At 68.9% G+C, this 11,705-nt stretch carries 11 protein-coding genes; 3 read left to right on the forward strand and 8 right to left on the reverse strand.

Going from position 1 to position 11,705, the window contains the following annotated elements:
- The first annotated feature begins 60 nt into the window (after nucleotides 1-60).
- The 3 genes from ACX28W_RS36610 to ACX28W_RS36620 all read left to right on the forward strand — a co-directional run bounded on the left by ACX28W_RS36610 (nucleotide 61) and on the right by ACX28W_RS36620 (nucleotide 4,152).
- Nucleotides 61-1,002, forward strand: a complete 942-nt coding sequence (locus ACX28W_RS36610) for an HAD family hydrolase (RefSeq protein WP_459004323.1) — start codon at nucleotides 61-63, stop codon at nucleotides 1,000-1,002.
- A gap of 889 nt (nucleotides 1,003-1,891) precedes the next feature.
- The gene (locus tag ACX28W_RS36615; RefSeq protein ID WP_459004324.1) at nucleotides 1,892-2,674 is read left to right on the forward strand and encodes an ECF subfamily RNA polymerase sigma factor, BldN family; all 783 of its coding nucleotides are present in this window, start codon (nucleotides 1,892-1,894) and stop codon (nucleotides 2,672-2,674) included.
- Between the two features lie 254 nt (nucleotides 2,675-2,928).
- Nucleotides 2,929-4,152, forward strand: a complete 1,224-nt coding sequence (locus ACX28W_RS36620) for a DUF5667 domain-containing protein (protein WP_459004326.1) — start codon at nucleotides 2,929-2,931, stop codon at nucleotides 4,150-4,152.
- Nucleotides 4,153-4,271: 119 nt separating this feature from the next.
- On the opposite strand, the gene ACX28W_RS36625 is transcribed toward ACX28W_RS36620, so the two are convergent.
- The 8 genes from ACX28W_RS36625 to ACX28W_RS36660 form a co-directional block, all read right to left on the reverse strand.
- Nucleotides 4,272-5,339 carry a lysophospholipid acyltransferase family protein gene (locus tag ACX28W_RS36625; protein WP_459004327.1) on the reverse strand — a complete coding sequence of 356 codons (1,068 nt, stop codon included), beginning with the start codon at nucleotides 5,337-5,339 and terminating at the stop codon, nucleotides 4,272-4,274.
- A gap of 14 nt (nucleotides 5,340-5,353) precedes the next feature.
- A complete protein-coding gene (locus ACX28W_RS36630; RefSeq protein ID WP_459004328.1) occupies nucleotides 5,354-6,415 on the reverse strand; it encodes an NAD-dependent epimerase/dehydratase family protein in 1,062 nt (353 codons plus the stop codon).
- Between the two features lie 330 nt (nucleotides 6,416-6,745).
- Nucleotides 6,746-6,844, reverse strand: a complete 99-nt coding sequence (locus ACX28W_RS36635; protein ID WP_003948845.1) for a 30S ribosomal protein bS22 — start codon at nucleotides 6,842-6,844, stop codon at nucleotides 6,746-6,748.
- 141 nt (nucleotides 6,845-6,985) lie between these two features.
- Nucleotides 6,986-7,198: a helix-turn-helix domain-containing protein gene (locus tag ACX28W_RS36640; protein ID WP_004984898.1), complete on the reverse strand. Its 213-nt coding sequence runs from the start codon at nucleotides 7,196-7,198 to the stop codon at nucleotides 6,986-6,988.
- Between the two features lie 129 nt (nucleotides 7,199-7,327).
- Entirely contained in the window at nucleotides 7,328-8,143 is an 816-nt protein-coding gene (locus tag ACX28W_RS36645) for a phosphatase (protein ID WP_459004330.1), read from the reverse strand.
- Between the two features lie 304 nt (nucleotides 8,144-8,447).
- Nucleotides 8,448-9,620, reverse strand: a complete 1,173-nt coding sequence (locus tag ACX28W_RS36650) for an acetoin utilization protein AcuC (RefSeq protein ID WP_459004332.1) — start codon at nucleotides 9,618-9,620, stop codon at nucleotides 8,448-8,450.
- A complete protein-coding gene (locus ACX28W_RS36655) occupies nucleotides 9,571-10,785 on the reverse strand; it encodes an MFS transporter (protein ID WP_459004333.1) in 1,215 nt (404 codons plus the stop codon). The genes ACX28W_RS36650 and ACX28W_RS36655 overlap by 50 nt, the downstream gene beginning before the upstream one ends.
- Before the next feature lie 181 nt (nucleotides 10,786-10,966).
- The gene (locus ACX28W_RS36660) at nucleotides 10,967-11,611 is read right to left on the reverse strand and encodes an HAD family hydrolase (RefSeq protein WP_459004331.1); all 645 of its coding nucleotides are present in this window, start codon (nucleotides 11,609-11,611) and stop codon (nucleotides 10,967-10,969) included.
- Between the last annotated feature and the right edge of the window lie 94 nt (nucleotides 11,612-11,705).

An 11,705-nucleotide genomic window follows, 5' to 3' on the forward strand; every position in this document is an offset into this window, starting at 1 on the left:
TTCACAGCCTCGAATCCTCTCGACTCCGGAACCACGTAACTAACTGGCTATGCTCACGCCATGGCCGCTCTCGGATGGCTCACTCCCCGTAGGCGCTCCGCCACCGCGCGGAGCGTGTTGGCAGGCGAGGCCTCGGCGGAGGCCGCGCGCAAAACCTCCCAGGAACTGGAGGAACTCGCGCCGGACACCGCCGTGGTGCACGCGGAGGAACCGGAGTTCCCGGTCCTCGGCGACGACAAGGCCGCCGCCTTCTTCGACCTCGACAACACCGTGATGCAAGGCGCCGCCCTCTTCCACTTCGGCCGGGGTCTGTACAAGCGGAAGTTCTTCGAGACACGCGATCTCGCCCGATTCGCCTGGCAACAGGCGTGGTTCAGGCTGGCCGGGGTCGAGGATCCCGAGCACATGCAGGAGGCGCGCGACTCGGCACTGTCGATCGTCAAAGGCCACCGGGTCTCGGAGCTGATGTCCATCGGCGAGGAGATCTACGACGAGTACATGGCGGAGCGGATCTGGCCCGGCACTCGAGCTCTCGCCCAGGCACACCTGGACGCGGGCCAGAAGGTGTGGCTGGTGACGGCGGCCCCCGTCGAGATCGCCACGGTCATCGCCCGCCGCCTGGGCCTCACCGGTGCACTGGGCACAGTCGCCGAGTCCGTCGACGGCGTCTACACGGGCAAACTGGTCGGCGAACCGCTGCACGGCCCGGCGAAGGCGGAGGCCGTACGCGCGCTGGCCGCCGCGGAGGGCCTCGACCTCTCCCGCTGCGCCGCCTACAGCGACTCCCACAACGACATCCCCATGCTGTCCCTCGTCGGCCACCCCTACGCCATCAACCCCGACGCCAAGCTGCGCAAGCACGCCCGCACCTTCGAATGGCGCCTGCGCGACTACCGCACGGCGCGAAAGGCAGCGAAGGTCGGCATCCCCGCAGCGGCCGGAGTCGGCGCGGTAGCAGGCGGCACAGCAGCCGCAATCGCCCTACACCGCCGCCGCCGCTGACCCTCCCGTTCCACCGGGCCCCGGAACACAGCCCCGCAACAACACCCCCAACCGAATCCGCGACAACATCCCCGCACCACAGATTCGAGACCAACCCCCGGCCGGCTCACGTGCCTCCCACCCCAGATCCCGGGACACCACCCCCTGAGCAGCCCCCAGGGCAGCCCCCACCTGGGGCGGAGCCCCCTGGCAGGTTCCGGGCGGGGGGAGGCGGCCCCCTGGCAGGTTCCGAGCGGCGCGCCGTCGGGCTCAGGGTCCGGGGCGCAGCCCTGTGGCGGATCCGGGGCGCAGCCCGTGGCGAGTCCGGGACACAGCTCCGTGGCGAGTCCGAGCGGCGCGCCGTCGGGCTCAGGGTCCGGGGCACAGCCCCGCGGCAGGTCCGGGCGCAGCCCAGGCGGCTCGGGGTCCGGGGCGCAGCCCCGCGGCAGGTCCGGGGCACAGCCCCGCGGCAGGTCCGGGCGCAGCCCAGGCGGCTCGGGGTCCGGGGCGCAGCCCAGGCGGCTCGGGGTCCGGGGCGCAGCCCCGGGGATGGGACGGGTAGGGGCGGCGGGGGCGACACCCCACCCCGGCACAACGCCCGCCCCGCAGCCAATTCCGCCGTCCTACCCCCTCAACCCCCCACCCAGTCCCCCCACCCCCACACGGCCACAACACGCCCCGCACCCAGACGTAACCCGGACCAATCCGATCAACAATCAGTCACCGTCCGACACTTGATCAGGCGTCAATCGGTTACAGAAGCGACGTAATCGATGATTTGAGCAACTGGGTGTAGCGCTGCCTGTACGAAGCGTTATTCTCCTCAGACGCAAACCGGTACCCCTCCGTCGCTACGACGGGTGAAAGGTCCCGCACTGCACGTGATGGAAGCTCTGCCTCTGGGAGTCCCGTGTACTCACACGTCGGGGTTGACGCCTCGGGCCTGGCTACGCTGCGCGCAACGGTCCTAGACCGCTTGCGCGGCTTCGTCCCCACCGCGTACGCCGTCCCCGCCGTCCCCGCCTTCGCCGCCGCCCCCGTCGGCCCTTGCTACGCCCTGGCCGACGGAAGCGCGGCGGTCGGCAGACGGGGCCGCTCGGGCTCGGCCGCCACGCCCACCGCACGCCGCCCGGCCGCAGACAGTGACAGCGCCCGGATGATGGACCTCGTAGAGCGCGCCCAGGCCGGCGAGGCCGACGCCTTCGGCCGTCTCTACGACCAGTACAGCGACACCGTGTACCGCTACATCTACTACCGCGTCGGCGGAAAGGCGACCGCCGAAGACCTCACCAGCGAGACGTTCCTGCGCGCCCTGCGCCGCATCGGCACGTTCACCTGGCAGGGCCGCGACTTCGGCGCCTGGCTGGTCACCATCGCCCGCAACCTGGTCGCCGACCACTTCAAATCGAGCCGTTTCCGACTCGAAGTGACCACCGGCGAAATGCTCGACGCGAACGAGGTCGAGCGCAGCCCCGAGGACTCGGTTCTCGAATCACTGTCCAACGCGGCACTGCTCGACGCCGTACGACGCCTCAACCCCCAACAGCAGGAGTGCGTCACCCTGCGCTTCCTGCAAGGCCTCTCGGTCGCCGAGACCGCCCGCGTGATGGGCAAGAACGAGGGCGCGATCAAGACCCTCCAGTACCGAGCCGTCCGCACCCTGGCCCGACTCCTCCCGGACGACGCCCGCTGAGCACCGGCACCCACGCCACGCTCAGCGACATTCAGCGACGCCCAACTCACCTTCCGTGACAGTCCGTTGACTTCACGGTCCCATCATCCGCCGTGCGTAACCCAAGTGCCGCGACGCTCGTTGTGCGGGATACAGGCTCCCTGTGGTCACTCCCTGACCGCCACCGATCACTCGATCGTGTGGATGTGGTCAGGGCGTGCAACCCTCAGGACCCCCTGGGGAGTCGACCGTCATGACGAGAGGAGGTGCCGCCAGTGATCGCGAACGTATCGGCACACCGGCGGGCGAACGCCTTCGCCCAGGCCCTGGAGGAGCATTCCGACCAGGGCACGGCGGCCGAGCAGCCCGATGGGTCGGCACCGTCCCAGGCTGCTGCGGAACAGACCGGGCAGGGCCTGCTGTTGGCCCTCGCCATCGGTCTCGGCGAACTGCCCAAACCGGAGCTGGACCCCGAGGTCAAAGTCGTGCAGCGAGCGCAGCTCGTGGCAGCGATGGAGGCCATGCTGCTGGAAGGCACCGCTGCGGGGGGCACAGGCCCGGACCGTTCCGTGCCCGAGCAGCGATCCCCCCGCGCACGGGGCGCGCACCGGGCGAACGGACTGGCGAAGTTGCGTCCACGTTCGCGTTTGACGAAGGGCCTGGCCGCGGGCGGGCTCACCGTCGGCGTGGCCGCCGGAGCTTTCGGCGGCGTGGCCGCCGCCAGCTCCGACGCCCTGCCCGGAGACTCGCTCTACGGGCTCAAGCGGGGCATGGAGGACATCAAACGGGGCCTGGCCCACGGCGACAGCGACCGGGGCGAGCTCTACCTCGACCAGGCCTCGACCCGGCTGAGCGAGGCGCGCCGCCTGATGGAGCGCGGCCGCTCCGGCCATCTCGACCACGAGTCCCTGGGCGAGATCCGCCGCGCCCTGTCCGGCATGCAGCACGACGCCTCCGAGGGCCACCGCCTGCTGCGCGAGGCGTACGAGCGGGACGGCTCACTGGGCCCGATCCAGGCCCTCTCCACCTTCGCCCAGTCGCACCGCGAGGCGTGGGGCGCACTGCGCGACAGGCTGCCCGTCCAGCTCGGCGACGTCAGAGACCAGGTCTCGTCGGTCTTCGACGCCATAGACGAAGAAGTCCACCCGCTACTGCCGCAGCTCCCCGAACCGGAGGGCACAGGCCGTCACCGGGGCGCCAGTTCGGACACCACCGGCCCGTCCGGCACGGACCGTCCGACGAAGCCCAGCGCCCCCAGCGGCTCGGCCAGCGGCAGCCACAGCAGCGGCAAGCCGAAGCCGTCCACCTCAGGCAGCGCCGACGGCGGCCTGCTCGGCGGCAGCACGGGCGGCCTCCTGGACCCGCCCAAGAGTCCCACCAGCTCGTCCCCGTCAGCCGGCAGGACCAGCCCGACCACCGGCGCCCCGGACGTCACCGTGCCCCCGCTCCTCCCCGGTCTCCTCCCGGGCCTGGGCATCGACGGCGAGAACACCGACTGAGACAGCGGCTGTACGGCAATGGGGGCGCCCTTCCTGCGAAGGGCGCCCCCATTGCCGTACGGAAAAACCTGGAACTACCTGAACTGGAAGTACCTGAACCTGAAAGTAGCCAGAAGTACCTAGAAGAAAACCGACCTCCGCTGCACCAGCAGCTTGTACAGCGTGTGCTGGATCTGTTCCCTGACCTGGTCCGTCAGGTTGAACATCAGCATCGGGTCCTCGGCGGCCTCCGGCGGATAGCCGTCCGTGGGGATCGGCTCGCCGAACTGAATCGTCCACTTCGTCGGCAGCGGCACCGCGCCCAGCGGGCCCAGCCACGGAAACGTCGGCGTGATCGGGAAGTACGGGAAGCCCAGCAGCCGGGCCAGGGTCTTCGCGTTGCCGATCATCGGGTAGATCTCCTCCGCGCCCACGATCGAGCACGGAATGATCGGGGTGCCCTGCCGCAACGCGGTCGACACGAAGCCGCCGCGCCCGAAGCGCTGGAGCTTGTACCGCTCGCTGAACGGCTTGCCGATGCCCTTGAAGCCCTCCGGCATCACGCCGACCAGTTCACCGCGCTCCAGGAGCCGTTCGGCGTCCTCGGCGCAGGCGAGGGTGTGACCGGCCTTGCGGGCCAGCTCGTTGACCACCGGCAGCATGAAGACCAGGTCGGCCGCGAGCAGGCGCAGATGGCGGCCCGCGGGGTGGTTGTCGTGGACGGCGACCTGCATCATCAGGCCGTCCAGCGGCAGCGTCCCGGAGTGGTTGGAGACGATCAGCGCCCCGCCCTCGGACGGGATGTTCTCGATGCCCTTCACCTCGACCCGGAAGTACTTCTCGTACAGCGGGCGGATCATGGACATCAGGACCTGGTCGGTGAGCTCCTGGTCGTAACCGAAGTCGTCGATCTCGTAGTCACCGGTGAGGCGTCGGCGCAGGAAGGCGAGGCCGCCGGCGATGCGCCGCTCGAGGCCGCCAACGCTCTGCGGCTGCTGGGGTGGCTGGGGCTGCTGCGGCGACTGCTCCTCACGCGTCACAGGAACATCATCCTGCGGAAAGGCCCGGCCAGGCAGGGGCTGGACCTCACGTACCACCACGGGATCGCCCTTGCGCCGGCTCCCCGCGGCCCGCCGCCGCGGCGGGCGCTGCACAGCGCCCCCACGCGACCGGTCGTCGTCGAACGGAATGACCTTGGCGTCCGCCATCGTCGATGCGCTCCTCAGTTGGCGCTCAGTGTCGGGGGGTGGCCGCCGCCCAGGTAGGGCAGCGCGGCGATCCTGTCGACGGCCCCCGCAAGGGCCTCGGGGGGCAGGAGTCCGGGGCCTCGGCTGCGTGCGAAGTCCGCGAAGGTCTCCGCGGTCGTGTACTTCGGTTTGTAACCCAGCGTCTCGCGCATCTGGTTCGTCGACACGACCCTGCCATGGGTGAGCAGCCGCAGCTGCTCCGGCGAGAAGTCCGTCACTCCCAGCGTACGCACCGCCGTGCCCGCCCAGGAGAGCGCCGGCAGCAGCAGCGGCACCGTGGGGCGGCCCAGGCGCCGAGCGCACTGCGAGAGCAGCAGGACACCGTCTCCGGCGATATTGAACGTGCCGCTGTTGAGGGTGCCGCGCTCCGGGTCGTGCGACGCGATCCGCAGCACCTCGATCACGTCGTCCTCGTGGACGAACTGCAGCCGCGGGTCGTAGCCGAACACGGTCGGCAGCACCGGCAGCGCGAAGTACGAGGCGAGCGGAGAGTCCGCGCTCGGCCCCAGGATGTTCGCGAACCGCAACACGCACACGGCGACATCGGGACGCCGGCGCGCGAACCCTCGCACATACCCCTCGACCTCCACCGTGTCCTTCGCGAAGCCGCCGCTCGGCAGCGACTTGGGCGGGGTGGTCTCGGTGAACACGGCGGGATCGCGCGGCGCGGACCCGTAGACGTTCGTACTGGACTTCACGACCAGCCGCTTGACCGTCGGGGACTTCTGGCAGGCGCCGAGGAGCTGCATCGTGCCGATGACGTTGGTCTCCTTGACCGTGGTCCGGCTGGCGCCGCCCAGCGCGATGCCCGTGACATCCATGTGGACGACCGTGTCGACGGAGTGCTCGGCGAGCACCCGGGCGATCGTGGGCTGGCGGATGTCGGCCTGGATGAAGTCGGCGCCGCCCAGATGGTGCTCGGGCGGCACCGCGTCCACGGCGATCACCCGGTCCACCTGCGGGTCACGCTGGATCCGTCGTACGAACCGGCCCCCCAGCTGACGGGCCACCCCGGTCACGAGCACGACCTTCCCCAAGATCAGCGCCTCTCTTCCCGTTCAGGACGTATCTGGACGTAGCTCTGCTCGTACCCCGTGTCCGGCCAACCTAGCGGGTTGATGTTGCGCTGTGATGACCGCCCGATGCACGAAGTGACGGCGACCACAGACGTACGTCCAGGCCGAGCCGGGTGACACGACAGGCATACGCACAGCATCGCCCCCGATGGCTCTCCCGTCGCAGATGCGCGGCCGTCGCGGCCGGAAAACGACCGTGGCCCCCCACCGGCAGGTGGGGGACCACAGAGCGCGCTGTTCGCAGCGGTCGCACAAGCGCAAGGACGAGCCCCGCTGAGGCGGGGCACGGCCTTACTTCTTGTTGCGACGCTGAACGCGAGTGCGCTTGAGCAGCTTGCGGTGCTTCTTCTTCGCCATCCGCTTGCGCCGCTTCTTGATAACAGAGCCCACGACTACCCTCGCTCACTTCTCTTTACTCGGTGCTGGGCTGCATGGGCCCACACGACCTATGAGGGGCCAGCCTACCGGTCCGAGCGCTGAGGTCGTAATCGAGGGGTTCCGGGAGATCTTGGACGATCTCCCGGAACGCCGTCAGGCGGTCTCCACCCCCACATAGCTCTCGCGGAGGTACTCGTGAACCGCTTGCTCCGGCACCCGGAAGGACCTCCCCACCCGGATCGCCGGCAGATGACCGCTGTGCACCAACCGGTACACGGTCATCTTCGACACTCGCATCACCGAGGCGACTTCCGCCACGGTAAGGAACTGAACCTCGTTCAGAGGCCTCTCGCCAGCTGCAGCCATGACACACCTGAACCTTCCGCACTCGACGGTCACCGGCTTCCCCTTCCGGTGACTCTTCGTCGTTGCGTGCTCACTCCCCAATGTAGGGGCGGGTGATGCGAGTGGGGAAGAGGGGATGCCATCGGCCGCCTACTGTGACAGACACGCTCGATTGAGTACATAGCGAGTAAGCGGTCGGTAGTAATCAGACCGCACAGCGTCATCAAGCGGAACGACGACGGACACCCGCCCCTCTGCCTCTCCGACGAAGAGCGCAGGATCGTCCGTATCGGCGAGCCCCATGGCCTCAAACCCCAGCTGACCTGCTCCGCAGACCCATCCGTGGTCTCCGATGACGAGCTCCGGGAGCCGCCCGCCGGCCTCCGCCGCGGCCGCCAGAACGGTCCGAACCGGGAGCGGAGAGTGGGTGTGTGCGCCGGTCGCACCACCGGGGGCTCGCGCGCCCGGTTCGCGTACCAACGCGACTCCTTGTACGTAGTCGAGGTTGTACGTGCGTAGACCGAACCGGGTCGTTATGTCGACAGAGCTACCCTGTGCGGGGGTGAGGACCGTACATCCCGCCGCCGACAGGGCGTCCGCGAGCGCGGCGTAGAAACCGAGCAGTCGGTGCGGATGTCCGGTACCGAGAAGCACCGGGTCGCGGTTGAGGGCCGCTTTCCCGAGCCGCTCCGCGAAGGCGTCGAGGGCGGCCAGGGTCCGCTCGGGATCGATCACATCATGCCCTGTGGTGTGCGTGGGATCGGCCGAAACCCCACACTTGTCGGACATCAACTCGATCACATCCCGCTGCCGCCATGTCCACTCGGGATCGAGTCCAAGCAGCACACGAGGATCACGGGCGGCGAAGAGCCGATAACTCCGCAGGCTCTCCTCGCGCGAGGTGGCAACAGGCCCGGCCAACCGAGCGGCCAGCAGGTGCGCACGCAATGCTCCGGTGCTCAACACGACAGCGATGCTGACGCATTTGCCGGAGGTTCACCCCGAAAATCCCGAAAAGCCCGCACAGTTGGCGTAATGCGCACTCACGTGCCCGCTTCAGCCCCGACCGGGGCTTGCTCTTCCCGCCGGTCCGGCGTTTGAGGACGAGCCCTTCGGGCGAGGCGGGGGGGCCGGGGACGGCAGCCCCCGACCCCGAGGCGGGGGTCCAGGGGGTGCAGCGCCCCTGGCGGGGGTCTGGGGGCGGAGCCCCCAGAAAGGGATGGGACGGGTAGGGGCGGCGGGGGCGAGAAACCCCCACCCCTCCCCCCCCTTACGGCAACATCCCCCGCAACGGAAACACCGCCCGCCGCGTAGCCACCACCGCCTGATCAACCCGATCCGCCGGGTCGTACCCACCCTCCCAGCCCTTCCAGGACACAGGCCACCGCCCATCCGTCATCCGCACAGGCGCCAACTGCCGCGTACGAGCGAAAACTTCCTGCCGCCAGCTCTCAGGAATCACCGTCTCGGGCTCCACCGGCCGCCCCGCCGCGATGGCGACCAAATGCGTCCACGACCGCGGCACGACGTCCACGACCGCATACCCGCCCCCACCCAGCGCGATCCACCGCCCGTCGGCGTACTCGTGCGCCAGGTCGTGACACGCGACCTGCACAGCCCGCTGCGCATCCAGCGAGACGGCGAGATGCGCGAGCGGATCCTCGAAGTGGGTGTCGGCACCGTGCTGGGTGACGAGCACCTGCGGCCGGAAGTCGGCGATCAGCTCAGGCACCACCGCATGAAACGCCCGCAACCACCCTGCATCCCCGGTCCCGGCCGGCAACGCCACATTCACGGCGGACCCCTCCGCGCACTCGGCCCCCGTCTCCTCCGGCCACCCCGTCTGCGGAAACAACGTCCGCGGATGCTCATGCAGCGAGATCGTCAGAACCCGCGGATCCTCCCAGAAGGCGGCCTGCACACCATCCCCGTGATGCACGTCCACATCGACGTACGCGACCCGCTCGGCCCCCAGCTCCAGCAGCCGCGCGATCGCCAGCGAGGCGTCGTTGTAGATACAGAACCCGGACGCACCACCCGGCATCGCATGATGCAGCCCACCCGCGAAGTTCACCGCATGCAGCACATCCTCGCGCCACACCGCCTCCGCCGCCCCCACCGACTGCCCGGCGATCATCGCGGACACCTCATGCATCCCCGCGAAGGCGGGATCATCCACGGTCCCGAGCCCGTACGAGGTGTCCGCGGCCTGAGGATCGGCGGACGCGGCCTTGACCGCCTCCACATAGTCCTCGCGGTGCACGAGCCGCAGCGTCGACTCCCCGGCGGGCTTCGCCGCGACCACGTCAATGTCCCGCTCGAGCCCGAAGGCGTCGACCAGCCGTCTGGTCAACGCCAGCCGGACCGGATCCATCGGGTGGTCCGGACCGAAGTCATAGCCCGTTACTGCCTCGTCCCACATCAGCTGTGCGCGGCCGCTCATGCCCGTCACCGTATCGGTCCGGTTGAGCATCGAACGACCGGGCGTACACCAACGTCACCAGCACCAACACCATCGGTACGAGCATGGCCCCGCGGTAGCTCCACGCGTCCCCCAGCGCCCCCACCAACGGCGAACCGATCAAGAACCCCACATAGTTGAAGATATTCAGCCGCGCGATGGCCGTATCCGAAGCGCCGGGAAACAACCGCCCGGCCGCCGCGAAAGTCTGCGGCACCAGCACACACAACCCCAGACCCAGCAATGTGAACCCGAGCATCCCGACCCACGCACCCGGCGCCACCGCCACCACCGCGAACCCGAGCGCCGCCACGACCGCCCCCAGCCGTACGACGGCGACCGCCCCGAACCGCCGTACCCCGAAGTCCCCAATGGCCCGCCCCAGCAGGGTCGTCACCATGTAGACGTTGTACGGAACGGTCGCCAGCTGCTCCGAACTCCCCAGCACGTCCTGCAGATACTTCGCACTCCAGTTGGAGACCGTCGAGTCCCCGATATAAGCGAACGTCATCACCAGACAAAGCGGCAGCAGCAGCTTGAAGACGACAGGCCCGCCCTCGGCCGCGTCAGCCACCTCCTTGTCAGGCGCACCCCCATCGACGTACCACCGACTCCCCACCAACGCGGCCGGCAACAGCACGAGCACCACCGGCAGATACGACACGAAGAGCGAGAGGTCCCAGTGCGCCCCCGCCCACGCGAGCGAGGCACCCACAATCCCGCCCAGGCTGTACGTGGCGTGGAAACCGAGCATGATGCTGCGCCCGTACGTCCGCTGCAGGCTCACCCCGAGCATGTTCATGGACGCGTCGAGCACGCCGACCGCGAGCCCGAACACCCCGAGCGCGACCGCCACTTCGACCAGCTGGTCACCGGCCCCGACGCCGAGCAGGGCGAGCAGGACGACCGGCTGCGACCACCTCAGGAGGAGGCTGGGCGGCACCCGCTTGACCAGGTGCTCAGTGGCCACACTTCCCACCCCGGCCAGAATCGGCACGGCGGCGAGGAAGGCGGGCAGCAGCGCGTCGGATATCCCGTAGCGGTCCTGGATGGCCGGGATGCGCGTCACGAGCAGCGCAAAGGCCGCGCCTTGGGCGAAGAAGCTGAACGCCAAGGAGGCCCTACCGCGCCGCAGCACATCAGTCATGGCGGCGAGCGTAGGGCCCCGGCTTACCGGTGGGTAGATCAAGCCGAAGATGAATTTTGCTCAGCTCTGTGGAACCGGCCTCCCGAGCCCCACCGAAACCAGCACACCGATGCCGATCACACTGCTGACGCCGCTGCCCTACGGTCCGCACCGCCGAAGCTGAGCCGGACGGTAGGCGTCGTCATACGAGCAGGTCGGCCAACTCCCCCATGTCGGAGAAAAGTTGAGTGGCGCCGACGAGCCTCGCGGCAGGCGTCATGGCGGTGAACCCGCATACGTCCATCCCGGCAGCGTTCGCCGCCCGCACACCAAGCGGACTGTCCTCGACGACGACACACTTCTGCGGCGGTACGCCCATACGTTCGGCCGCGTACAGAAACAGATCCGGCGCCGGCTTGCCCCGCCCCACGTCCTGCGAACTGAAAACACGCCCCTCGCCGAACCACCGATCGAGCCCGGTCTTCCGATGCCCCACCCGAATCCGCTCATGACTCCCGGAGGAGGCCACGCAGTACGGCACCCCGTCCGCCGCCAGCTTCTCCAACACCTGCACGGCACCCGGCACCGGCTCCAGCTCCCGCTCGAAGGCGGCGTAGACCCGCCCGTGGAAGACCTCGTCGAAGCCGTCCGGCAACCGACGCCCCGTGCGGGCGTGCACAAGGTCGTGGATACGGTGCATGGCCGACCCCATGTAGTCCCTGATGGACTCCTCGTAAGAGGTCGGGTGCCCGAGCTCGGTCAGATAGGCGGCCAAAATCGTGTTGGAAATCGGCTCACTGTCCACGAGGACACCGTCATTGTCGAAGATGACTAGGTCGTAGCGCATAACAAGACCCTAAACGACCCTGAACGCAGAAAACCCCTGTACCGGATTCCCGGTACAGGGGTTTTCTCTACAATTAGTTCGGCGGCGTCCTACT

It is taken from the genome of Streptomyces sp. SD15, from assembly GCF_054462255.1.

What these genes read in the sequence shown, in the direction of transcription:
- ACX28W_RS36610 (WP_459004323.1), top strand. Translation starts at nt 61, where the DNA reads ATGGCCGCTCTCGGATGGCTCACTCCCCGTAGGCGCTCCGCCACCGCG.
- ACX28W_RS36625 (WP_459004327.1), bottom strand. Translation starts at nt 5,339, where the DNA reads ATGGCGGACGCCAAGGTCATTCCGTTCGACGACGACCGGTCGCGTGGG.
- ACX28W_RS36640 (WP_004984898.1), bottom strand. Translation starts at nt 7,198, where the DNA reads ATGGCTGCAGCTGGCGAGAGGCCTCTGAACGAGGTTCAGTTCCTTACC.
- ACX28W_RS36650 (WP_459004332.1), bottom strand. Translation starts at nt 9,620, where the DNA reads ATGAGCGGCCGCGCACAGCTGATGTGGGACGAGGCAGTAACGGGCTAT.
- ACX28W_RS36655 (WP_459004333.1), bottom strand. Translation starts at nt 10,785, where the DNA reads ATGACTGATGTGCTGCGGCGCGGTAGGGCCTCCTTGGCGTTCAGCTTC.
- ACX28W_RS36660 (WP_459004331.1), bottom strand. Translation starts at nt 11,611, where the DNA reads ATGCGCTACGACCTAGTCATCTTCGACAATGACGGTGTCCTCGTGGAC.